Origin of the sequence: Anaerostipes butyraticus, assembly GCF_016586355.1 — a bacterium.
Taxonomy (GTDB): Bacteria; Bacillota; Clostridia; order Lachnospirales; family Lachnospiraceae; genus Anaerostipes; species Anaerostipes butyraticus.
In genome coordinates this window covers 18,085-40,328 of record NZ_BLYI01000059.1, presented here as the reverse complement: position 1 = coordinate 40,328, position 22,244 = coordinate 18,085, and the positions used below count along the sequence as shown (strand labels likewise).

At 43.7% G+C, this 22,244-nt stretch carries 22 protein-coding genes and 1 pseudogene; 20 read left to right on the top strand and 3 right to left on the bottom strand.

Going from position 1 to position 22,244, the window contains the following annotated elements; all coding sequences use genetic code 11:
* Positions 1 to 232 precede the first annotated feature (232 nt).
* On the bottom strand, positions 233 to 409 hold the full coding sequence (locus tag JMF81_RS12980; RefSeq protein ID WP_201311859.1) for a hypothetical protein: 177 nt from the start codon (positions 407 to 409) through the stop codon (positions 233 to 235).
* Positions 410 to 461: 52 nt separating this feature from the next.
* On the bottom strand, positions 462 to 1,613 hold the full coding sequence (locus tag JMF81_RS16805; RefSeq protein WP_201311858.1) for an IS91 family transposase: 1,152 nt from the start codon (positions 1,611 to 1,613) through the stop codon (positions 462 to 464).
* A 122-nt stretch (positions 1,614 to 1,735) separates the two neighbouring features.
* Here JMF81_RS16805 and JMF81_RS12965 point away from each other — a divergent pair.
* The 5 genes and pseudogenes from JMF81_RS12965 to JMF81_RS16540 all read left to right on the top strand — a co-directional run bounded on the left by JMF81_RS12965 (position 1,736) and on the right by JMF81_RS16540 (position 4,064).
* Positions 1,736 to 2,409, top strand: a pseudogene (locus tag JMF81_RS12965) (carbon-nitrogen hydrolase family protein).
* Between the two features lie 14 nt (positions 2,410 to 2,423).
* Positions 2,424 to 3,245, top strand: coding sequence for a sodium:solute symporter family transporter (locus JMF81_RS12960; protein WP_201311856.1), 822 nt, complete (start codon positions 2,424 to 2,426; stop codon positions 3,243 to 3,245).
* Complete coding sequence (locus JMF81_RS12955; protein ID WP_201311855.1) at positions 3,161 to 3,748, top strand: sodium:solute symporter family transporter; 588 nt, start codon at positions 3,161 to 3,163, stop codon at positions 3,746 to 3,748. The genes JMF81_RS12960 and JMF81_RS12955 overlap by 85 nt, the downstream gene beginning before the upstream one ends.
* Positions 3,749 to 3,756: 8 nt before the next feature.
* Positions 3,757 to 3,915 (top strand): hypothetical protein, encoded by a 159-nt coding sequence (locus JMF81_RS12950; protein ID WP_201311854.1) that lies wholly within the window; start codon positions 3,757 to 3,759, stop codon positions 3,913 to 3,915.
* A gap of 20 nt (positions 3,916 to 3,935) precedes the next feature.
* Positions 3,936 to 4,064: a hypothetical protein gene (locus tag JMF81_RS16540; RefSeq protein WP_279323893.1), complete on the top strand. Its 129-nt coding sequence runs from the start codon at positions 3,936 to 3,938 to the stop codon at positions 4,062 to 4,064.
* Positions 4,065 to 4,122: 58 nt separating this feature from the next.
* Here the strand turns inward: JMF81_RS16540 and JMF81_RS12945 are convergent, their stop codons facing one another.
* Positions 4,123 to 4,467 carry a helix-turn-helix domain-containing protein gene (locus JMF81_RS12945; RefSeq protein ID WP_201311853.1) on the bottom strand — a complete coding sequence of 115 codons (345 nt, stop codon included), beginning with the start codon at positions 4,465 to 4,467 and terminating at the stop codon, positions 4,123 to 4,125.
* Positions 4,468 to 4,650: 183 nt separating this feature from the next.
* Between JMF81_RS12945 and JMF81_RS12940 the strand changes: the two genes are divergently transcribed.
* From JMF81_RS12940 to glgX, 15 genes are all read left to right on the top strand, one after another.
* Positions 4,651 to 5,238 carry a DUF5688 family protein gene (locus tag JMF81_RS12940; RefSeq protein WP_201311852.1) on the top strand — a complete coding sequence of 196 codons (588 nt, stop codon included), beginning with the start codon at positions 4,651 to 4,653 and terminating at the stop codon, positions 5,236 to 5,238.
* 129 nt (positions 5,239 to 5,367) lie between these two features.
* Positions 5,368 to 6,258 carry a damage-control phosphatase ARMT1 family protein gene (locus JMF81_RS12935; RefSeq protein WP_243282657.1) on the top strand — a complete coding sequence of 297 codons (891 nt, stop codon included), beginning with the start codon at positions 5,368 to 5,370 and terminating at the stop codon, positions 6,256 to 6,258.
* The gene (locus JMF81_RS12930; protein WP_201311851.1) at positions 6,258 to 7,877 is read left to right on the top strand and encodes an amidohydrolase; all 1,620 of its coding nucleotides are present in this window, start codon (positions 6,258 to 6,260) and stop codon (positions 7,875 to 7,877) included. Before JMF81_RS12935 ends, JMF81_RS12930 begins: the two co-directional genes overlap by 1 nt.
* A gap of 64 nt (positions 7,878 to 7,941) precedes the next feature.
* On the top strand, positions 7,942 to 9,033 hold the full coding sequence (locus tag JMF81_RS12925; RefSeq protein ID WP_201311850.1) for a putative NPN-dependent ornithine cyclodeaminase: 1,092 nt from the start codon (positions 7,942 to 7,944) through the stop codon (positions 9,031 to 9,033).
* A 23-nt stretch (positions 9,034 to 9,056) separates the two neighbouring features.
* Positions 9,057 to 9,614 (top strand): LemA family protein, encoded by a 558-nt coding sequence (locus tag JMF81_RS12920; RefSeq protein ID WP_201311849.1) that lies wholly within the window; start codon positions 9,057 to 9,059, stop codon positions 9,612 to 9,614.
* 23 nt (positions 9,615 to 9,637) lie between these two features.
* A complete protein-coding gene (locus tag JMF81_RS12915; RefSeq protein ID WP_201311848.1) occupies positions 9,638 to 11,566 on the top strand; it encodes a DUF2207 domain-containing protein in 1,929 nt (642 codons plus the stop codon).
* A gap of 231 nt (positions 11,567 to 11,797) precedes the next feature.
* Positions 11,798 to 13,771, top strand: a complete 1,974-nt coding sequence (locus tag JMF81_RS12910; protein WP_201311847.1) for a BglG family transcription antiterminator — start codon at positions 11,798 to 11,800, stop codon at positions 13,769 to 13,771.
* A 27-nt stretch (positions 13,772 to 13,798) separates the two neighbouring features.
* Positions 13,799 to 14,245 (top strand): PTS sugar transporter subunit IIA, encoded by a 447-nt coding sequence (locus tag JMF81_RS12905; RefSeq protein WP_201311846.1) that lies wholly within the window; start codon positions 13,799 to 13,801, stop codon positions 14,243 to 14,245.
* Positions 14,246 to 14,563: 318 nt separating this feature from the next.
* Entirely contained in the window at positions 14,564 to 14,875 is a 312-nt protein-coding gene (locus JMF81_RS12900) for a PTS fructose transporter subunit IIB (RefSeq protein ID WP_201311845.1), read from the top strand.
* Between the two features lie 21 nt (positions 14,876 to 14,896).
* Positions 14,897 to 15,985 carry a PTS fructose transporter subunit IIC gene (locus tag JMF81_RS12895; RefSeq protein WP_201311844.1) on the top strand — a complete coding sequence of 363 codons (1,089 nt, stop codon included), beginning with the start codon at positions 14,897 to 14,899 and terminating at the stop codon, positions 15,983 to 15,985.
* A gap of 22 nt (positions 15,986 to 16,007) precedes the next feature.
* A complete protein-coding gene (locus tag JMF81_RS12890) occupies positions 16,008 to 16,862 on the top strand; it encodes a class II fructose-bisphosphate aldolase (protein ID WP_201311843.1) in 855 nt (284 codons plus the stop codon).
* Positions 16,863 to 16,877: 15 nt separating this feature from the next.
* Positions 16,878 to 17,747, top strand: coding sequence for a ketose-bisphosphate aldolase (locus JMF81_RS12885; protein ID WP_201311842.1), 870 nt, complete (start codon positions 16,878 to 16,880; stop codon positions 17,745 to 17,747).
* Between the two features lie 56 nt (positions 17,748 to 17,803).
* The gene (locus tag JMF81_RS12880) at positions 17,804 to 18,700 is read left to right on the top strand and encodes an ROK family protein (RefSeq protein WP_201311841.1); all 897 of its coding nucleotides are present in this window, start codon (positions 17,804 to 17,806) and stop codon (positions 18,698 to 18,700) included.
* Between the two features lie 89 nt (positions 18,701 to 18,789).
* Complete coding sequence (locus JMF81_RS12875) at positions 18,790 to 20,097, top strand: ATP-binding protein (protein WP_201311840.1); 1,308 nt, start codon at positions 18,790 to 18,792, stop codon at positions 20,095 to 20,097.
* 73 nt (positions 20,098 to 20,170) lie between these two features.
* Positions 20,171 to 22,243, top strand: coding sequence for a glycogen debranching protein GlgX (glgX, locus tag JMF81_RS12870; RefSeq protein WP_201311839.1), 2,073 nt, complete (start codon positions 20,171 to 20,173; stop codon positions 22,241 to 22,243).
* The last annotated feature ends 1 nt before the right edge of the window (position 22,244 follow it).

The window sequence follows — 22,244 nt, the reverse complement described above, 5'->3', positions numbered from 1 at the left end:
AGCTGTTGGCTCAAATAAAAATCGAACTTTGCCGTTATCTTTAGTATACACCTGAAACCATGGCAAGTAACTGAAAAGTTATAGCTATGTTTCATTGATGGTGGTGCCAAGTGGCCACGGCATGAAAGTTTTATAGGAAATTCCGTTTCTATGGCGGCATAAAGAGAACACATGTCTATCGAACGTATGTTAGATAAACATGTGTTTGAGGATGACAAAGAGACGATGTGGGTCAGAAAAGATAAAAACCTTCTTCTCCGAACTCATCGTCGAACTCAACATCTTCGTTCAGGAAATAATCCATATCCAGAAGATCGTCTTCGCTCATGTGGCGAATGTCCTCAGACGACATGCCTTCCGGGGGATCATCCATATATTTTTTGCGTAGTCTCTCTGTGCGTGGATCCATAGGTATCGCCTCCTTTGATAGGAGTATACCACAGAAAAAGGACTTGAAAAAGCTAAGCAGATGACCTCTTTCCACGAGAACGGGACATGGCGTTCTCGTACATTTCTTTGAGAGATACACGCTTGTGATTGAAATAGAGTTCAAGGAATACCATTTTATGATGGCAGTCAGGGCATTCCAGAGGATCATAGCCAAAAGAATGCAGGATGGCCTCCCGCCAGCGATCAAAACTGCGGAGTTTCTTGTGTTTTTCTTTTGGTATGACGTGATACAGCTTACGATCGATCTTACGATGTCTGGCATACAGACCGCCGTACCGGATCATCTTAAAATGTTTTTCCGGGATGTGGCGGATGAGGCGTTTTATGAAGTCCATGACAGGTAAAGTCTCCTTTATATATTTATCATCTTCATGACGATGATAGTGGAAAGTGACCGTATCACCGTCATAGTGATCGATCCTGGAAGCAGCGATGACAGGCCTGCCAAGATAACGACCAATATACTTAGCGACTATTTTGGGGTCACAGAGAACAGGTTTAGCATAGACATAGAAACCATGTTCATGTTCGCTGTAACATCTTGCTTTTACTTTTTTAAAAGAAGGCCCGATCCTGACTTCCAGTTCATTGAGGAGAGCGGTGCGGAAAGCACTGCGGAGATAGTCATAGTTAAAGTGCCTGACATGACGCCAGGAGCCGTCATTACCGAGACCGCCTTCGGAGAGGAGGCAGTGGATATGGGGATTCCATTTGAGGTCCCGGCCAAAAGTGTGGAGGACCATGATATATCCAGGGGTGAAATTTTTGGCCTGGTTGAGCTTGAAAAACATACGGGAGATGACACTGGAGACAGAATGGAAGAGACAGTTCAGGAGAGAGCGGTCCTGGAGGAAAAAGGCACGGAGATCTTTATCAATGGTAAAGACGCAATGGCGATGGCGGACATTGATGAGCTTAAAAAGCATAGAGGTGGAGCGTTCCATAGCGTATTTATTACCGCAGGTAGGGCAGAAACGGCTGCGGCAACGGAAAGGGACGAAATTCAACTTGCCGCAGTGGGGACAGCCGAACATGGCACCGCCAAAGGAAGGATCGCCGCAGTTTAACATCTTATCGATATTTTCCATCTCAGTCTTTCTGGGATGGAGGGTATATTTGATTTCTTCATAATGGTCTGTAAAGATTTTTTGTAAGATATTCATAAGACTATTATGCAGGAAAGAGAAACAAAAGAAAACCCCTAACCCCTCAAGATTGAGGGGCAGGGGAGCTGAATAGGCGAAGCCTATTTTTTATAAAGCATAACTAGAGAAAGGAGATTCTTATGAGTGAGGATATTTTAACAATAGCAGTTGTAAATTTCAAACCAGATGCAGGGCAGAAAATAGAAAATCTGCGCCGCATGAAAGGATTTGCTGCAGCTGCATCTAAAAGAGGCTCCGATCTGATTCTTTTCCCTGAAATGTGTCTGATGGGATATGACTATTATATCAGTCAGCAGAAACACTGGATGGAAACAGCGCAAAAACAATGGCTGAGATTTCAAAAAAATATGGAAATTACATTGTATTTGGAGCCGCTGAGTATGCAGAAGAAAAAGACTGTCTTTATAATTCTGCATTTGTAACAGGACCGGAAGGGGTTATTGGAACTTACCGGAAAATTCATCCGTATGACGCGGAAAACATGTGGTGTGAAAAAGGCAGTGAGCCTTTTATGTTTGAGACTCCGTGGGGACCAGTCGGAATTGGAATCTGCTATGATTCTTACCAGTTCCCTGAACTGATGCGTTATTACGTAAGTAAAGGAATGAGATTGTATTTAAATCCGACAGCGGAATTTGAACAGGTGGAATTAGCGGGAAGCCGGGATAACCGGCAGGAGACACTGGAGCTTGCCACGATTGATTTTTCTCTTGCGGACAGAAGTTTATGTAAAGAAAACAAATGGGCAGGTGAAATAGATTATCGGCCGCATATATATAAAAAGTTTGAGTAAAAGGAGGAAATGATATGATTACAGGTTATATTGTAATGGCAGTTTTAGCGATTGTGTTTCTTAGCATCTCATCAATCATTGCCAACAAATTTTCAGGGGAAGGCGTAGATGATTTTGTCGCGGGCGGCAGGAAGGTACCTTTTGGTCTGGTAACATCAAGTGTCATGGTGTCATGGCTGTGGGCGATTACGGTCATCGGATCTTCTGAACAGGGAATGGTATTAGGAATTTCAGGAGGATTGAATTATGCGGTAGGTTCCATGCTTCCGTTTTTTATCTTTATTCCGCTTGTACTGACACTTCGAAAGAAAATGCCCAAATGTACTATATTCGTAGAATTTATAAAAGTACGTTACAGCGCCGGGCTTTCAAGGATTTTCATTATATTTGCATTGCTGCTGACTTTGTATATTCTGCTTTCTCAGGGAATGGGAGTAGGTGTTGTATTCCATACAATTTTTGGAGTTCCCTATAAAGTGGCGGCAGCAGTGCCAATTCTGATCGTGGCTTTTTATATTTCAAAAGCAGGATTAAAAGGTTCTATTGTAAATGATTTTATCATGTTCATTATTATTTCCATTATTATGCTGATCACCATACCGATTATTTTAAAACATTTTGGAATGAACGCCATTTATAACGGCATGCTGGATGCTGCGACAAATCAGTCAAATCCGAATTATAATCCGGATGTTTTAAATCTGTTTTCAAAATCAGGACGTAATTATGGCCTGGTCTGCATCTTGTATGTATGGGACAGATTCTTCTGGATCAGGGATATTACTCCAAGGCAATTTCCACAGCAAGTTCCAAAAAACTTCTTCTGGCATATGTAATCGGTACAATTTTTGCATGGATGCCGGTACCTCTTCTGTGCGGCAATGTTATAGGAAGTGTTGGAGTTAGCCTTGGACTGGGAAGCGATGTGCTTTCTTCTGCATCAGATATAGCGCCATATGTGTATCATGTCGTATTTGGCAGCGGACTGGGCAGTATCCTGTTCATTCTGATGATTTTTATGGCAGGTTTGTCTACCGGCGGAGATGTTCTTTCCGGAGCTCAGTCAATTTGTACGGTTGATATTTATAAGAAATATATCAACAAAGAAGCAACAGAAGCAGATCAGGTGAAATTCGGAAAGAGGATGACGATCGTGATTGGAGTGGTTATGGCAGTCGTTGCAATGTTTTTTGAAGGAAGATCCCTGGTGTCTATTGATGTAATGACAGGAATCCTGTTTGCGGCGCATGTGCGGCTTTTGTCAATGGAGTCTTTTGGAAAAGAGTTTCAACCAGGGTTGCAGCCGCTTCTATCTTTATCGGCATTATCAGTGGAGTGATTGCTTATGTGATGATTCCGAATCCGGATATTAATTATGTGGTTGGAAATTTATGTTCTTTGATCGTACCGATTATAGTTATTGTTGCTGGATCACTGATAGAAAATTATGAGTTTGATTTTCAGAAATTAATGGATTATGAACCAGATCACAAAGTAAATGTATAGAAGAAAGGGGGAGACAGAAGATGATTATGAGCAGAGCAGCGTTTGAGTTTTTTCAGTATTTTTCTTATGGATGGTTTTGTGTAGGAGCTTTTACGGTTGGATTTCTGGCAATCCGGGATTTGATCAAAATGCTGCGAAAGAAAAAGTAAAGAAAGACAGGCTGATATAAAAACAGACATGGCACCGAAAGGATTTTCGATGCCATGTCTATTCTTTTAGATATGGTACAATGACGGATATGATGTGAGCAACCTGATTCCTCTGCGGTGCTGAAAGCATGGAGACCAGATGTTCCAGCTGATCATGCCTGGAAGGAGAGTCTGCTTCCAGGTCATAAGAAGCGCTGCCAAATAAAAGATAGTCAGCGGAGGTATGCAGAGAACAGGCAACTGCCGCAAGGATCGGACAGGACATGGTTTTTAATCCGGCCTCAATTTCATATACGTAGTGAGTGCTGATATCAGCCAGTTCTGCCAGCTGTTCCTGCGTCAGATTCTGCTGTTTTCTAAGTTCTTTGATTCTTTTTCCGATTGCTTTTCTGTCCAGTTTCATTTCGGTACCTCCATGAAAAAATACTATAACTGTCAGCCACATGGAACCACGATCTGCAGATACAATGAAATGTTGCTGACAGTAACAGTCAATGGTATGATAGATAGGAGAACAGAGGCCAGAGAGTATGTATGTTTGGAACAGAATGTGGAAAACTAATGAAAAACTGAAAGAGGAAAAAGAATGACAAAGGAAATTTGGAACGAATCGGTAAAAAACAGGATCATGATGTATCTTATAAATTACCGGAAGAGCAAAGAACAGCTTATCCGGCGGCCGTATTTTATTTTTGAAGATCTGGCGGCGGTTTTTCGCCTGGCAGATCCGGAAGAACCGTTGAAAGAAAATCCGGTGGATCATGAAGATCTGAACCGGTGGGAAATCGGAAAAGAAGAATTGTACCGCTGTGCCATGAAAAGCATGCCGGCAGAATTTCCGGTTCATGTGAAAACAGCGGCGGGAAATCGAAAGCGACTGGATCAGGAGCCTGTTTTTATTGTGTCCAACTGCCAGGGAATTTATGGCGCCGGCGTCATATTATATCCTGGATTTCTGCAGGAGTTTTCAGAACGGTATGGATGGAACCTTTTCCTCATGCCATGGAGTATTCATGAAGTCTTTGTTTTGCTGGACCGGGGACAGCACAGACCGGATCAGCTGAGGGAAATTATGGAGAAAAATGTTTCCGGACTGATTTTGGAAAAAGACCGTCTTTCAGATAATCTTTACTATTATGATTTCTCAGAAAAGCAGATTTTAACTTTATATTAGAGAAGCAGAGCGATCCTTGTCCGCAGGCCGGGCAGGGATTCTTTGTTATAAAAACCTTAGGTTGCAGATACAGACTGGTATCAGATATAATGAAAGGGAAATGTGACAGGAAGAAGGAGGTGTCGTATCATGGGACAGGTAAGACTTCATACCGGCTGTATCAACTGCATGGCGGAACGGCATTTGAATCATTATGATCCGGATACACCGGAAGCAGAGAAGCTTGCTTATATGCAGGGAGTGCTTGGAATTTTAAGTGAGGCAGAGACGTTTGAGAGCGCGCCTGTTGTTACAGAACGTATTTATGAACTTCAGCGAAAGATGTTCGGAGAAACAGTGGATTTTTCGGAAATCAAGCATACATATAATCAGATGATGAAACAGGAAGAAGAGAAGATTGTCCGGGAAATCGAGGAAGCAGAAGATCCTTTAAAAAGAGCCATTCAGTATGCTATGACGGGGAATTATATTGACTTTGGGGCTATGAGCAGTGTTGACAATGCAAAGCTGGAAGAACTGCTGGCGGAATCAGAGAAAAACCGGGTGGATGAGGAAGAGTATGCCAGGCTGAAAGAAGATCTGAAAGGAGCCTTAAGAATGGTATATCTGACAGACAACTGTGGAGAGATTGTACTGGATAAAATTCTCATACGTCAGATTATGAAAGAGTATCCAAAGGTCAGGGTTACGGTGATCGTCCGGGGAAAACCTGCTTTAAATGACGCAACCATGGAGGATGCCCGGGAGACAGGACTTTCTGACATCACTGCGGTCATAGGAAATGGCAGCGGCATTACGGGAACCTGGCTGCCGGAAATATCAGAGGAAGCCAGGGAAATGATCGATGCAGCAGATCTGATCCTGTCAAAAGGGCAGGGAAATTTTGAGACGCTTCAAGGCTGCGGGAAAAATATATACTATATGTTTTTGTGCAAATGCAGACTGTTTGTAGAGAGATTTCAGATGAAGCAGTTTGAAGGCGTTCTGGTAAATGAACTGCGGTGCCGGGAGATTATGTAATGGGAACTGAAAGAAAAAAGCAGGAAGAAAGCCGTCTGTATTTTCATGGGAAAATATTCACTTCGGATAAGGAAAATCTGTATGCAGACGCCATGATCGTGGAGGACGGTATCATCCGCTGGATTGGAAGAGAAAGTCAGATGCCGGAGGGAAACTGCAAAAGATATGATCTGGAGGGAGCCTGTGTGATTCCCGGACTGATTGATGCTCATATGCATCCGATGATGCTGGCAGATTACAGCCGCCAGATTTCTGCGCTGCCGCCGGAAGTAGGTTCCATTGAGGAACTGGTGGAGAAGATAAGGGAACGCAGGATGCGGCAGAAACCGGGAGAATGGATTCTGGGCTGGGGATATGATGAAGGAAAATTTGCGGAAAAACGATCGATCACACGTTATGATCTGGACCGGGGATGCAGCGATGCCCCGGTGTCCGTGGTGAGAACCTGCGGGCATATAAGATGCGTTAACAGCAAAGCATTGGAACTGGCAGGTATTGACCGCAGCACCCCGGATCCCGAAGGCGGAGAAATCGAGAGGGATGCGTCTGGTGAGCCGACCGGTGTATTAAAAGAAAGTGCCAGGAATCTGGTGACAAAATGGATGCCAAAGGACAGCAGGGAAGATCAGACAGTCCGTCTTGTGGATCTGGGGAAATTATTACTGTCCCAGGGAATCACAGCGGCAGCGGATATGGGGAATCTGGAACCGGGAGATAATCTGCCGTTGTTTCAGGAAGCGGCCCGGAAGGGATGGAAACAGAGAACCGCGGTTTACCGCATGTGGGAATTTTTTAAAGATGATCTATCCTTTGATATAACTGAGGAAGAGATGGACCGGGATAACCAGATTTTTGCCGCAGGGCTGAAACTGATCGGTGACGGCAGTGTTTCCGGCTGTACGGCGTGGATGAATCGGCCATATTGTGGAAAAAATCAGGAATATGGCATGCCGGTGTTGACAGAAGAACAGCTGGAATCCGCCATTGCTTTCTGCAAAGAACATCACTGTCAGCTTTCCGTTCATGCAATGGGGACAAAAACCATTGCCATGGCAGTGGATCGTCTCTGCAGGGAAGCTTCCTGGATGAGAGAGGAGATTCCTTCTGTCAGAATCGAGCATGTGACAGATCCTGATGCAGAAAGCATAAAAAAAGCAGCCGGACACAATATTGCAGTTGTGACTCAGCCGATTTTTATGTATGCGGAAGTAGAAAGCTATCAGAAGAATCTGGGAGACGAATGGATGAAGCAGTGTTACCCTGTGAAATCTATGCTGAAACAGGGAGTGAAGCTCTGTTTTTCCACCGATGCTCCAGCAACTGCATGGGCAGTGCCTTCGGATCCCTTTTCGAATCTGAAGGCAGCGGTTACAAGAAAGGCTTATGATGGAACAGACTGCGGCCGGAATGAGGCAGTGGATATAGAAACGGCCGTGAAACTGTATACTGCTGAAGCGGCAGATATCATAGGATTTCATGGAATCGGAAGGCTGAAAAAGGGATATCAGGCAGATTTTGTGATTCTGGATCGGAATATTTTCCAGATCGATCCGGAAGAACTGGATCAGACCAATGTTATGGCGGTTTATATCGGGGGAAACTGTGTTTATCAAAAGTAAGCAGCGTTTTTTGAAACTGCCGATGGGTTCATATTCGGATAAGAAAAAAGAATGGAGGGATAGAATGTTTCAGATGCCAGAATACCGGGCGCCGGATTTTAAAGAGAAAAAATTCATGGACGCTCCGGATGCTGTATGGGAAGAAGTAAAAACAGCAGGCGTTGCGCCGGAAGGCTATCATAGTACATCCATGTATCCGGAATATTACAAGATTCATGGAGAGTGGAAACTGGCAAAAGAGAGCCGGATGGATTCCAGCGTTGTCTTGACAGAGGATGGAAGTCTGAAGGTGGTAGAGAATCGTAATCTCCAGGAAGGGGATAAAGTGATTCTTGGAAGAAGCGAGGACGCACAGGAAGGGATTTACCTGCATACATCAGGATTCGGACAGGAAGAGGAAGGGAAAGATCAGTTTGTGTTCCGTCAGGGAAGAAGCAGGGAGACCTCTTATGCCAGAGATTATGACCGGCTGTTTGAACTGCTTCGTTATGAGCGGGAACACGGAAATATTTTGTGGGTGATGGGACCCGCCTTTTCCTTTGACGCAGATGCCAGGACCGCCATGCAGAAAATGGTGGAACATGGTTATGTGGACGGCCTTATGGCTGGGAATGCCCTGGCGACCCATGATCTGGAAGGAGCATTGTTCCACACAGCTCTGGGACAGGATATTTATACGCAAAAATCACATCCCAACGGACATTACAACCATCTGGATGTGATCAATAAAGTTCGCAGAAGCGGTTCTATCCCCCAGTTTATCGAAGATTACAAGATTGATAATGGCATTATTTACAGCTGTGTAAAGCATGATATTCCCATGGTCCTGACCGGCTCCATAAGAGATGACGGACCGCTTCCGGAAGTTATCGGAGATGCTTATGAAGGACAGACTGCCATGAGAAGTCTGGTAAAAAAAGCAACTACTGTCATATGTCTGGCGACAATGCTTCATACAATCGCCGCCGGAAATATGACGCCGTCCTACCGGGTAACGGAAGATGGAACCATACGTCCGGTTTTTCTGTATACGGTGGATGCGGATGAATTTGTAGTCAATAAACTTTTGGACAGAGGCAGCCTCTGTGCAACAACGATTGTAACCAATGTACAGGATTTTATCATGCTGGTCGGGAGAGGGCTGGATGTGATATAAAACAATAGGAAAGGAGACAGCATATGATACCATTGATTATAGCCGGAGTGATTGTCCTGATTATCGTAATCTGGGCAGCAGCTTCATATAACGGATTTATTCAGTTAAGGAACAAGACGGAGGAGGCATATTCTGCGATTGATGTATCCTTAAAGAAACGATACGATCTGATACCAAATTATGTGGAAACTGTAAAAGGATACGCAAAGCATGAAAAAGAAACGCTTCAGAATGTTATTTCCGCCAGAAATTCTGCCATGGAATCTTCCGGACCGGAGGAGCGCATGGCCAATGAAAACGCATTGACAGGAGCCTTGAGATCTCTGTTTGCAGTAGCGGAAAATTATCCGGATCTGAAGGCAAATCAGAATTTTATCAAGCTGCAGGATCAGCTGGACCGTCTGGAAGAAGAAATTGCCGGATCCAGACGATATTATAACGGTGTGGTAAACCAGTATAATACAAAGGCAGAGATGTTCCCGGGAAATATCATCGCAGGCATTTTCAAATTCAGGAGAAAACCATTATTCGAAGTGGATTCAGAAGCAGAGAGAAAAAATGTGAAGATAGACTTTTCATAATGAGAGAAAGGAGGGGCAGGACAATGATCAAACGTTGTTTGACCTGTCTGGCAGTTTCGCTGATGCTGCTGGCGGGAACTATGGGATGGAGCGGCTGTTTTGTAAAAGCAGAAGAAAAAGTGTCCAATGACGCTGCCATGCAGACCCGGCAGTATAATGTGGACATTACGGTCAATGAGGATCGAAGTTATACGATAACGGAACAGATCAAAGTAAAGTTTTTAGAAGACCGTCATGGTATCTATCGCTATATTCCAAACAAAGGCAGAATGCTGTATGAAGATGAAAAGGGACAGAATCAGTGGATGCCCTATTATGCGGATGTGGATATGAAAGACAGCAGCGAGGTCTGTGATGAAGACTCAGAGGACGGGAATGTGGTTTTCCGGTTTGGTGATGAAGATGTTACCGTAAGGGAAGGAAATTATAAATTTACCTATGATTTCATACCGAAATATCAGGAAGAATCATTTGACAAAGCCTATTATAATATTTTTCCGATTCAGTGGCAGAATAAAATACCGAAGGGCAGCAGATTCACGATTCATTTTACGAAAGATACGGATTTGGAGAAAATCCGCCTGTTTACCGGGGCGTATGGATCAGAAGAGGATGCGTCCGGGCTGGTTGATTTAAGGACAGATGAAAATCATCATGTCATAGAGGGTACACTTCGGCAGGATCTGGCGCTGGGAAGCGGCCTGACCTTTTACAAACCAATGGAGTCCGGATATTTTACATCCGTACATCAGCCGGGAGGAGCCAGGATCATAGCAGGAATCGCCGCTGCTGTTTTGATCGTAACCGCTGTATTCTATGTTTTGTTCGGAAGGGATGAAAAGATCATACCTTCTATTCAGTATCAGCCGCCGGAAGGCCTGGACAGTGCGGCAGTCGGCTATGTGATCGATGGGGCTCTGGAAGACAAGGATGTTGTGTCTCTGATTCTTTACTGGGCCGATAAGGGGTATCTTCAGATCGAGGAGAAGAAAAACAAGGATCTTCGGCTGGTGAAGATCAGAGATCTGGATGAGAGTGCCCCGGATTACCAGAAAGAGATGTTTGGGAAATTGTTCAGAAAGAAGGATTCGGTAAAAACGTCTTCTTTAAAGTATAAGTTTGCAGATACGATTGCAGTGGTAAAGGATCAGATTAAGATTGCCTACAAAGACCGGATTTATACGAGTCAGTCCAGAGTGGTCCGGATCATTGCGGCATTGATCACTCCGGTCCCGCTGATTGCTTTTATCATTATGATATCAGTTTATTCTTACCAGGGCGGCCTGATCATTTTCTTGTCCATTGTGTCCTGCATCCTGCTGATTGCAGGAGAAATATGGGCCATATGCGCAGTGGATACCTGGTATATAACAAAAAAGGGGTTGAGAAAAATAAACATTGCCGCATCCGTGCTGCTTCCGGCAGCGGCTGTAGTTTTATATGGAATCGGGTACCGGAGAGAAGTCAGCCAGGGAATTGCGTTTGATTATCTGTGGCTGTATGCTTTTACAGGAGCGGTTTCTCTTCTGGCAGTGCTTTTTACGGCATTTATGAAACAGAGAACAAAGCAGTGTGTTGAATGGATGGGACGGCTGGCAGGTCTTCGGGATTTCATTGAAACGGCAGAGTTAGACCGGATGAAGGTTATGGCAGAAGAACATCCGGAGATGTTTTATCATATTCTGCCCTATGCGTCTGTGCTGGGAGTGTCGGACATTTTTTCAAAGAAACTGGATGCCATTGCCCTGCCGGCGCCGGAATGGTATGTTCCATATTCCGGATATACGGTGTTCCATTATTATATGATACATGACTGTATCAACCATGCGGCGTCAGCGTCTCTTACAGCGGTCAAAGCGTCAGAAAGCCTTGGAAGCGGCGGAGGCGGTAGTTTCTCCGGCGGTGGATTTTCAGGAGGCGGTTTCGGCGGCGGAGGCGGCGGAAGCTGGTAGCAGGAACGGTCAGGAAGGTATTTCATCATGGAATACCTTCTTTTTTTATGCCTGAATCCGGTACGGGGATAAAAAAATTACCGGATTATAAGTTCCGGATAAAAAAGAAAACCGGAAAAAGATACCACATTAAAAAGCCCACAATTGATAATCTGAATCCTGTTTCACATGATATACTCTTATCATCTTAAATGCAGGGAAAACTTGTGGATGCTGAGAGGAGCTTAGAAGATGAGACGTTCAAAAGATAAATTTTATATGAAACAGATTTTTGACTGCATTATGGACGGAAAAGTATATGCAACAGGGAAAATCGCGCAGGAAATCGGACTGTCGGAAAAATCGGTAAGAAATAAACTGAATGAGATAGACGAATTTCTGAAGAAAAACAATCTGGGAGAGATTCAGAGAAAACCCAGGGTGGGGATATGGCTGGAAGCATCGGCTCAGCAGAAAGAGCAGATTCAGGCAGCATTAAATACCCGGGAAGATTTTCAGATCAGCAGCTATGATCCACGAGAGCGTATGACAGAAACATTAAAAATCTTTTTTAATCTGCGGCCCTGGCAGACGATCACAACACAGAAATTGTCAGAACGCCTGTATCTGAGTGTTCCTACCATGTTAAAAGTCTTGAAGGAATGTGAAGAATGGCTGGCAGTTTATCACATTGCGCTGGTCAATGAGCGGGGGAAAGGATACCGGTTAAAGAGTAAGGAAAATGAATACAGGGTAGCTCTGAAAAATCTGATCATGGAAAAAGGATCAGCAGAAGAAATGAAGGAAAATATACAGTATTTTTTTTCCAACATGGATGTATCGGCAGTGACCAAATGTATCATACAGACAGAGGATGAATGGAATTACCGGTTTACGGATGAATCATTTTACGAAATCCTGATTTACTGCTGTCTTGCATATAAGCGGAAAGAACTGGCGATACCAATGGTAAGCGACTATAATCCGGAAGAACTGAAGATCCTGAAGAAATACAGTGAGTACGCATTTACTGTGGCAATCTTTGAGAAGCTGGAGGAAGTCTTTCATGTTCATTTTCTGTCAGAGGATATTTTGTTTTTATCCATACAGATTCTGTGTTCTAAATTTATCGGAATCTCAAATGTAGAAGTGACTTTGGGACAGGTAAAAAAATATGATAATAAACTGGTGGAGTTTGTAGACCGGATGCTGAAGGTTATCTCCGATATTCTGGAGGTTGACCTGTCAGATGATCAGAAACTAAAAGAAAGTCTGATCGTTCATCTGAGACCGACCATTTTCCGGCTTCGATATGGGACCCCGCAGAACAATGCTCTGATTGATTTTATCAAAGAAGAATACAAAAATGTATTCCGGGCAAGCTGGGCCATCAGCATTTTGTTTGAGGAAAGCTACAATCTTCAGATTACAGAGGATGAGATCGGTTACATTGTTCTATACATTCAGGCGGCAATCGAGCGGAAAAAGCACCAGTATAAAGCAGTTTTGATCACCAATTCCAATATGGGCCATGTTCAGCTGATGAAGGAAAGAATCAAGCGGGCCGTTCCGGAAATCGGATGGCTGAATTTTGTCAGTACCCATGAATTTCGTCTGATGGATTATGATGACTGCGATATTATCATTTCGGCGACACCGCTGAAGGAAAAGGACAAGCGGTCTGTAGTGATTCCGAACATTCTAAGTGAAAATGGGCTTATGGTGCTTCGAAACCATCTGGATATGATCAATTCCCAGAGGGAAGAAAATCAGACGCCGTTTTCACCGGAATGCTGCCTTCTGTTTTCACCGGAATTGATTTTTACCGATCTGGAAGTCAAAACAAAGAAAGAATGTCTGAAGATCATGTGCAAAGCCATGGAAGACAAAGGTGTAGTCACAAAAGATTTCTTTGATACGGTGATGGAACGGGAGAGCAAAACAACGACGACGATAGGAAACGGAATCAGCATTCCCCACGGTTCTCCGACGGAGGTCAATGAGCCAAAAGTCGCCATTGCCCTTTTGAAAGAACCGGTTATGTGGGATGACGAGCCGGTCCGCATGGTATTTCTGCTGGGATTTCGTATGAGCACCAGAGATGAGATCAGCCGGATCCAGCTCTTTTATAACGAATATGTGTCTCTGATTGATACAGAGGAAAAGATTCATACGCTGCAGAATATGAAGTCAAATATAGAAGTCTATAAATATTTAATTCAATAAACTTTAATCAAACAGGAGGAGAGAAACATGGATATCAAAAGCGTTTTGGACGACAGGGTCATTGATCTTGAAATGAAGGCAGAAAACAAAGAAGAGGCAATCACTTATCTTGCGGAGAAACTGAAAAGCGCCGGGTATATTGCGGATGTGGAAGAATACGTGGCGGATATTTATCTGAGGGAATCCCAGGGTCAGACAGGGATTGGGAACTATGTGGCAATCCCGCATGGAAAGAGTGATTCTGTAACTCAGGTAGGAATTGCCATTGGGAAACTTGACCATGAAATTGAATGGGAAACTCTGGATGGCAAGGGAGTTAAACTTATTTTCCTGTTTGCTGTGGGAAAAGACAATGAAAATGCCAGGACTCATCTGAAACTGCTGGCAGAGGTTGCGAGGACGCTCGGAAATGATGAAGCGGTCCAGGCTCTTCTGGAAGCTAAGACAGTGGAAGATCTGAAAGCAGTCTTCTGATGAATATTACATATTGAAAGCATACAAAAAACGTCTGCCGGTTCCGGCGGGCGTTTTTCACTGCCCCAAAATATTTTTTAAAATTTACCAGATTAAAATGCCCGGAAAAAAGAAAATTATAAAAAAATGTGCCGGATTAAAATGTCAAAAAAACACTTTTCTGCCGGAAATGCGGAAAAAACTTCCGCATTAAAAAGCCCTGACTTAATGACCACAGGACAAGGTTTCATAGTATGATTTGAACATAGCAAAAGAGCTTAAGCGCAAATGACTCGCAGGCGGGGAAAAGATTCATTTGAAAACGAAAGGAGATTTATTATGAAAATTGTAGCAGTTGCAGCATGTACCTCAGGAATCGCGCACACTTACATCGCAAAGGAAAAACTGATTCGGGCAGCAGAGAGTATGGGGCACACGATCAAGGTGGAAACACAGGGAACCATCGGTACGGAAGATGAACTGACACCGGAAGAAATCAAAGAAGCAGATATCGTAATTCTTGCGGTAGATATTGCCATAACCGGAACCGAGAGATTCGAAGGAAAACCAACTGTAAAAGTTCCGACAAATGTATGTGTAAAGGCGCCAAAACAGCTGATTCAAAAGATTGAAAATGAATTAAAAAAATAAATACAAAGGAGAAGAGAGAATATGAAAAAAGTCGTAGAAGAATTAAAAAGACATGCCTTGACGGCCATTTCCTATATGCTGCCGCTGGTTGTTGCTTCCGGACTTCTGATTGCTATCGGTAATCTGACGGGAGGAGAAAATGTAACTGAGTTATCCAAGATGACAGTGCCTAGTGCTCTTACCACATTAGGTACACTGGGAATGGGACTGCTGCCGTCCTTCATCGCAGGATATATTTCCTACTCCATTGCAGACAGACCTGGTATTGCTCCTGGTTTCTTAATGGGACAGATTGCTTCTTTCCTTGGAGCAGGATTCCTTGGCGGTATGATCGGCGGTTACCTGGCAGGTTATATTGCTTTATTCATCCGTAATCATCTGAAAGTGCCAAAATGGGCAGAAGCTTTGATGCCGATGATGATCATTCCAACATTATCTGCTTTGATCGCAGGATTGATTATGTTCTTTGTGATTGGAAATCCAATCGTATGGGCAACCAACGCTTTGACAAACTTTATTACAGGACTTGACCAGTCTTCCAAAGGTGTTTACGGATTTATCATCGGAGCCCTTGGATGTATTGACTTTGGAGGCCCGATCAGTAAAGTTCCAAACCTGATTTGTGACGGACTTCTGCTGGAAGGAATTACAGAACCGGAAGCGATCAAGGTACTTGCGGCTATGGTTCCTCCGCTGGGAATCACATTCTCATTGGTATTATCTAAAGTATTAAAGAAACCGATCTATGCAGCTCAGGAAGTGGAAAATATTAAGGTTGCGTTCCCAATGGGACTGTGCATGATTTCTGAGGGAGTTATCCCGATTGCCATGAATGACCTGATTCGTACCTGTATCTGTACAGCAACCGGATGCGGAGTTACCGGAGCCATCAGTTTCACACTGGGAGTTGGAAGCAAAGTTCCGTCTGGCGGAGTCTTTGTAATCCCGGCGATGTCCAATCCTCTGGCAGCGCTGATCGCGCTTCTTGCAGGAACTGCCGTAACAGGTGTTCTTCTTGTGCTGATCAAGAAGAGAAGAACCGGAGATGAGAATCCGATCATAGAAGACAAAGAAGAAGAAATGGATTTATCAGGATTCACGATTTCTTAACAGATAAAAAGGAGACAACGCTATGTATGTATCAATGAAAGGGATGCTCAAAAGAGCAAATGAAGGCAATTATGCAGTAATGGCAATCAACTGCTTCAATATCGAAACGACAAGAGCAGTCATTGCCGCAGCCCAGTCAATGCGGGCGCCGGTCATTATCAATATTGTTCAGGAACACATGGTAAATCATTGTGACAGCAATTTAATCGCGCCAGTTGTAAAGAAACTGGCAGAACGTGCCAGCGTGGAAGTAGCGCTGAACTTTGACCATGGAGAAGAGACAGGGCTTTTGAAAAAGGCACTGACAGACGGATATACAAGTGTAATGGTAGACGCGTCCCGGTATGACCTGGAAGGGAATATAAAGATGACCAGGGAAATCGTGAAGTTCGCAGAAGCCTTTGACGCCAGCGTAGAAGGTGAAATAGGCTGTATGGGCGCAAGTGAAGGGGATCAATATACAGACGATGATATGAAAACAGATCCGGAAGAAGCGCTGAAATTTGCACGGGAAACCGGAGTTGATGCATTAGCGATTTCTTTTGGAAGTTCTCACGGAAATTATCCGGAAGGATATGTGCCGGAGTTTGACTTTGAAATTCTGAAAAAGATTAAGGAAAAAACAAAGATGCCTCTGGTACTCCACGGAGGAAGCGGTTCCGGAGATGAAAATATTAAAAAATGCGTGAAATATGGAATCAATAAAATCAATGTCGGATGTGATTTTATGAACGCTAATACAGAAAGTATAAAAAGACAGTTACAGGAAAATCCGGATATCAATTACTGGGTCATGATGCACCAGGCAGAAATTGACAGTCAGGAACTTGTAAAAAAATATATCCGATTATCAGGATCAGAAGGAAAATCATTATAAAAGGAGATACATATTATGTTAATGAACATGAAAGAATTATTAAAAGTAGCAGATGAGAAAGGATTCGCAGTTCCTGCATTTAATATCGGAAGCGATCAGCTTTTGAAAGCAGTAATGCAGAAAGTAAAGGAAATGAAGAGTCCGGTTATCCTGGAACTCTCACCGGATGAGTTCAATTTCGTAGAGACAAGCCTGGTTAAAAGTATGATCTATGAAGCATCCAGGACAGATGTTCCGGTTGTTATCCACCTGGATCATGGCGATAAATATGAGACAGTAGTACGTGCCATCCAGGCAGGATTTACCTCTGTTATGATCGATGCATCCAAACTGCCTTATGAGGAAAATATTGAAATTACAAAAAAAGTATGTGAGGTAGCTCATCTTGCAAATGTATCAGTAGAAAGCGAACTTGGAACGATCGGAACAACAGGAAACTCTATTGAAGGAGGAACTGTTGGCGTTATCTACACAGATCCGGATCAGGCAAAAGATTTTGTGGAGAAGACTGGAATTGACACTCTGGCAGTTGCGATCGGAACCGCTCACGGAATTTATCCAAGTGACATGAAACCGGAACTGCGCCTGGATATTTTACAGACATTAAAAGACACACTGGATATTCCTCTGGTTCTTCACGGCGGATCCAGCAACAAAGATGAAGAAATTGCAAAAGCAGTTAAGATTGGAATTTCCAAGATCAATATTTCCAGTGATATTAAAGTTGCTTTCTATGAGAAATGCAGAGAGGTATTAAATGCGCATCCGGAATACCGTGAGCCGCTGGAAATCTATCCAGAGCCAATTGAAGCATGCAAAAAAGTAATCGGAGAAAAAATTACATTATTTGACTCTGCAGACAAAGTAAAATATTATTATGAATAAGATGACTGAATAACGGGGCGGCATTGCCGCCCTCTTTTTGAATGGAGGGCTGATAAATGAAATATGCAGCAGGAATCGATGTAGGCGGCACCAATACGAGAGTCGCGCTGATCAGTGAAACATATGAGGTTATAGACAGAAAACAGTTTTCTACCAATGGCGAGAATCCGGAAGAAACCCTGAAAAAGATTCGGGACATCATCCATGAATTTGAGTGTCCGATTGAGGGAATTGGGATTTCATGTCCGGGACCTCTGGATCTGATTCATGGTGAGGTGCTGACGCCGCCTAATCTTCCGGGATGGCATCATTTTAAGCTGACTCAGCATTTGGAAGAACTGACAGGTGTGAAAGTGTATCTTGAGAATGACGCGAATCTTGCCTGTCTGGCAGAGGCAGTGACAGGAGCCGGAAAAGGAAAGGAATATGTGCAGTTTTTAACGATTTCAACCGGTGTAGGAGCCGGATTCTGTACAGGAGGGAAAATTTACCGGGGCGCAAGAGGATTTGCTCAGGAAGTAGCTAATTCTATTTTATGGAAAGACGGACCATCTCAGGGAGATTTGAAAAAAGGATCCATTGAATCCATTGCCAGCGGGACTGCAATTGTGACCCGGGCCAGAGCAGAGGGAATCGAAGCGGAGCATGCAGGAGAAGTGTATGAGAAAGCAGCGGCAGGAAATTTGAAAGCACAGGAAATCATGGAGGATGCTTATGAATATCTGTCCAGTTTTCTGGGGATTCTTTACGGAGTGCTGGATCCGGATCTTTTTGTACTGGGAGGAAGCGTTGCCCTTAAAATACCGGGATTTATACAGGAAATAGAAAAGAGAGTAAGGGCAAAAGTATATGACGCGCTGCAGGACAATGTTCATATTGTACCGGCGGTTCTGGGAGAAGACTGCGGCCTGATCGGAGCGGCTTGTCTGGTATTTTCATCACAGGAATTATGATTTTTGCAACAATTCAATGAAAAATAAATCCAATAATGTTATAATGAATACATCACATTTATTTGACAGAAAGATTGGAGATAAGAAATATGTACAAGATTGTTTCAGAATTATTACTGTATGGAGATATGGACAAAGATTCCATTTTAATGCAGATCAGTGATATTTTTCGTTGTATGGAAGAAGGATCCCAGACTGCGGACGTTTTAAGAACCCGTGTTTTCGGACAGATCAAACGGCTGCTGCAGACAGCGACAGATTATGCCTTTGACCGGAATCTCTGGCATAATTATCTGACATTTCTTCTGATCACCAATGAAAATCCGTTCAGCATTACCTGTGAGAAGACCGGAGCCAAGGACGGAAGCGTAAATTATTTTGCAAAAAATGATTTCAGGGCATTTCAGGAACTGTTTCACTTTGATTTTTCCGGCATCGAGGAGAAACTTGGAATTGACTGCTTCAGCAGGATTTCAGATTACAAAGCAATTGGGAAGCCGGAGCTGATGTACAATAAAAATGTCAGTGAAAAAGTAAGAGATTTAAGTGCGAAGCTGGAAACAGCAAAAGATGAAAATGAATTTTTTGATATGGTAACGGATTTCTACCGGGCTTATGGTGTAGGAATGTTTGGACTGAACAAGGCATTTCGTATCGAAGAATGCGGGAACAATGATATCCGGTTCCGTGCGATCAACAATATGGATAAAGTTGTATTGTCTGATCTGGTAGGATACGAGATCCAGAAGAAGAAGCTGGTGGACAATACAGAAGCCTTTGTACAGGGAAGAAAAGCCAACAACGTTCTGCTGTTTGGGGACAGCGGTACTGGAAAATCTACCAGCATCAAGGCAATCGTCAACGAGTATTATGATCAGGGACTGCGCATGATTGAGATTTATAAGCATCAGTTTAAGGATCTCTCCAATGTCATCGCGAAGATCAAAAACCGCAATTATCGTTTTATCATTTATATGGATGATCTGTCCTTTGAGGAGTTTGAGATTGAGTATAAATTCTTAAAGGCTGTGATCGAAGGCGGCGTGGAGACGAAACCGGAAAATATTCTGATTTACGCAACCTCCAACCGCCGTCACCTGATCAAGGAGACCTGGAATGACAGAGATGATGTGGAGAACCATAACGGAATCCACAGATCCGATACAATGGAAGAAAAACTTTCTCTGGTCAACCGTTTCGGTGTAACCATCAGTTTTTCAAAACCAAGTCAGAAAGAGTATTTCCATATTGTTACGGAACTGGCTCATAAAGCAGGCATTACAATGGATGATGAGGCTTTATGCAAAGAAGCGAATAAATGGGAACTGAGCCACGGCGGAATTTCAGGGCGGACTGCACAGCAATTCGTCAATTATCTGCTGGGCATGAAGGCATAGCAAAAGAAAGGACGCATGTCCTTTCTTTTGCTTATTTTTTCGGAAAAGAGCGAGTCTTGAAGGAGGCAGAAGTATGAGCGTGATGAAGGAAAGCAGTCAGCTGATACCGGTGGACGAATATGACGGATTTCGTATCCGCCCGGGGTTTTTCCTGGAAAATGGAGCAGTGGCGATTCCGGGAGGGGTAAGCTTTACCGTACAGACCCAGGGAGGAACAGGATGTGAACTGGTGCTGTTTGAAAGAGAAGCCAGAGAACCTTATGCGGTTATTCCGTTTCCCGAAGAATACAGAATCGGACATGTGTATTCCATGATCGTTTTTGATCTGGACATCAGTGAGTTTGAATATGCTTACCGTATCAACGGACCATACGATCCCAAAAAGGGTCAGCTGTTTGATAAAAACCGGCTGCTTTTGGATCCTTATGCAAAAGCAGTGACCGGGCAGAGTGACTGGGGCGTACATCCGGATTATGGATTTGCCTACCGGGCCCGGGTGGTGGCGCCGGATTTTGACTGGGGCGAAGGGAAGAAGAAACCAATTCCTATGGAAGATTTGATCATTTATGAACTTCATACAAGGGGATTTACAAAGGATGCATCTTCTGGAGTCTGTTATCCGGGAACATTTGAAGGAATCAAGGAAAAAATTCCGTATCTGAAAGAATTAGGGATCAATGCGGTAGAACTGATGCCGATTTTTGAATTCGATGAGACCAGGGAAAACAGGGTTGTAAATGGTGAGCGGCTTCTGGATTACTGGGGATATAATCCAATCGGATTTTTTGCGCCCAATACCAGTTATGCTTCAGAAAAAGAATTTAACAGGGAAGGGGATGAACTGAAATCGCTGGTGAAGCTGCTTCATGATGAAGGAATGGAGATTATCCTGGACGTGGTCTTTAATCATACGGCGGAAGGAAATCAGGATGGACCGGTGATTTCTCTGAAAGGATTTGATAATAATGTTTATTATATGCTGACGGCAGACGGGCAGTATTACAATTTCAGCGGATGCGGCAATACGCTGAACTGCAATCATCCGGTGGTGCAGAATATGATCCTGGACTGCCTGCGGTACTGGGTGATTGAATACCGGATTGATGGGTTCCGGTTTGATCTTGCATCGATCCTGGGACGAAGTGAAGATGGAACGCCTCTGAGCAAACCGCCGCTTCTGGAACGTCTGGCTTTTGATCCGATTCTCGGGAAGGTAAAACTGATTGCGGAAGCATGGGATGCGGGAGGACTGTATCAGGTAGGAAGTTTTCCATCCTGGAACCGCTGGTCAGAGTGGAACGGAAGGTACAGGGATGATATGAGGCGTTTTTTAAAGGGCGACGCAGGAATGGTTCCGGCAGTGATGGAACGAATGACCGGATCGAAAGATCTTTATGATCCGTCTGTACGGGGATATGAGGCGTCTGTAAACTTTATTACCTGTCATGATGGATTTACATTGTGGGATTTGTATTCTTATAATGTAAAACATAACGAAGCCAACGGCTGGAACAATACAGACGGAGAAAACAACAATAACAGCTGGAACTGCGGAGAAGAAGGAGAGACGCAGAGGGAAGAGGTACTCCGGCTTCGAAAAAAACTGGTAAAAAATGCGGTTTCAGTTCTGATGCTGAGCCGGGGTGTGCCAATGCTTTTGTCCGGAGATGAATTTTGCAATACTCAGTTTGGAAATAATAACTCATATTGTCAGGATAATAAGATTTCATGGCTGAACTGGGATCAGCTTCAGGAAAATGAGGATGTTTTCCGCCATTTCCAGAAAATGATTCATTATCGGAGACGGAAAAATGTGTTAAAGCGGAATACAAAAGCTCCGCAGAACGGACTGCCTGGAGTAAGTTTTCATGGAATTCATCCATGGGAAGCTGATCAGGAACCGGAGTCCAGAGTCCTGGGCATTATGTTCGCAGGAAAGAACCGGGAGGAAACAGAGGATGAAGTAATCTATGTGGGCATGAATATGCACTGGGAACCGTGTACCATAGAACTTCCGGAGCCAGGAGAATGCCGGTGGGAAATCATTTCCAATACTGCCTGGAATCAGGATGTCCAGGTATATGACCGGAAAAAAATCTGGCTGGAAGAACGCAGTGTCGTTGTACTGGAAATGATACGAGATTAAA

What these genes read in the sequence shown, in the direction of transcription:
- JMF81_RS12935 (WP_243282657.1), top strand. Translation starts at nt 5,368, where the DNA reads ATGGGACAGGTAAGACTTCATACCGGCTGTATCAACTGCATGGCGGAA.
- JMF81_RS12910 (WP_201311847.1), top strand. Translation starts at nt 11,798, where the DNA reads ATGAGACGTTCAAAAGATAAATTTTATATGAAACAGATTTTTGACTGC.
- JMF81_RS16540 (WP_279323893.1), top strand. Translation starts at nt 3,936, where the DNA reads ATGATTATGAGCAGAGCAGCGTTTGAGTTTTTTCAGTATTTTTCTTAT.
- JMF81_RS12885 (WP_201311842.1), top strand. Translation starts at nt 16,878, where the DNA reads ATGTTAATGAACATGAAAGAATTATTAAAAGTAGCAGATGAGAAAGGA.
- JMF81_RS12925 (WP_201311850.1), top strand. Translation starts at nt 7,942, where the DNA reads ATGTTTCAGATGCCAGAATACCGGGCGCCGGATTTTAAAGAGAAAAAA.
- JMF81_RS12980 (WP_201311859.1), bottom strand. Translation starts at nt 409, where the DNA reads ATGGATCCACGCACAGAGAGACTACGCAAAAAATATATGGATGATCCC.
- JMF81_RS12905 (WP_201311846.1), top strand. Translation starts at nt 13,799, where the DNA reads ATGGATATCAAAAGCGTTTTGGACGACAGGGTCATTGATCTTGAAATG.
- JMF81_RS12930 (WP_201311851.1), top strand. Translation starts at nt 6,258, where the DNA reads ATGGGAACTGAAAGAAAAAAGCAGGAAGAAAGCCGTCTGTATTTTCAT.
- JMF81_RS12960 (WP_201311856.1), top strand. Translation starts at nt 2,424, where the DNA reads ATGATTACAGGTTATATTGTAATGGCAGTTTTAGCGATTGTGTTTCTT.
- JMF81_RS12895 (WP_201311844.1), top strand. Translation starts at nt 14,897, where the DNA reads ATGAAAAAAGTCGTAGAAGAATTAAAAAGACATGCCTTGACGGCCATT.
- JMF81_RS12900 (WP_201311845.1), top strand. Translation starts at nt 14,564, where the DNA reads ATGAAAATTGTAGCAGTTGCAGCATGTACCTCAGGAATCGCGCACACT.
- JMF81_RS12915 (WP_201311848.1), top strand. Translation starts at nt 9,638, where the DNA reads ATGATCAAACGTTGTTTGACCTGTCTGGCAGTTTCGCTGATGCTGCTG.
- JMF81_RS12940 (WP_201311852.1), top strand. Translation starts at nt 4,651, where the DNA reads ATGACAAAGGAAATTTGGAACGAATCGGTAAAAAACAGGATCATGATG.
- JMF81_RS16805 (WP_201311858.1), bottom strand. Translation starts at nt 1,613, where the DNA reads ATGAATATCTTACAAAAAATCTTTACAGACCATTATGAAGAAATCAAA.
- JMF81_RS12920 (WP_201311849.1), top strand. Translation starts at nt 9,057, where the DNA reads ATGATACCATTGATTATAGCCGGAGTGATTGTCCTGATTATCGTAATC.
- JMF81_RS12945 (WP_201311853.1), bottom strand. Translation starts at nt 4,467, where the DNA reads ATGAAACTGGACAGAAAAGCAATCGGAAAAAGAATCAAAGAACTTAGA.
- JMF81_RS12875 (WP_201311840.1), top strand. Translation starts at nt 18,790, where the DNA reads ATGTACAAGATTGTTTCAGAATTATTACTGTATGGAGATATGGACAAA.
- glgX (WP_201311839.1), top strand. Translation starts at nt 20,171, where the DNA reads ATGAGCGTGATGAAGGAAAGCAGTCAGCTGATACCGGTGGACGAATAT.
- JMF81_RS12880 (WP_201311841.1), top strand. Translation starts at nt 17,804, where the DNA reads ATGAAATATGCAGCAGGAATCGATGTAGGCGGCACCAATACGAGAGTC.
- JMF81_RS12890 (WP_201311843.1), top strand. Translation starts at nt 16,008, where the DNA reads ATGTATGTATCAATGAAAGGGATGCTCAAAAGAGCAAATGAAGGCAAT.
- JMF81_RS12955 (WP_201311855.1), top strand. Translation starts at nt 3,161, where the DNA reads ATGGGACAGATTCTTCTGGATCAGGGATATTACTCCAAGGCAATTTCC.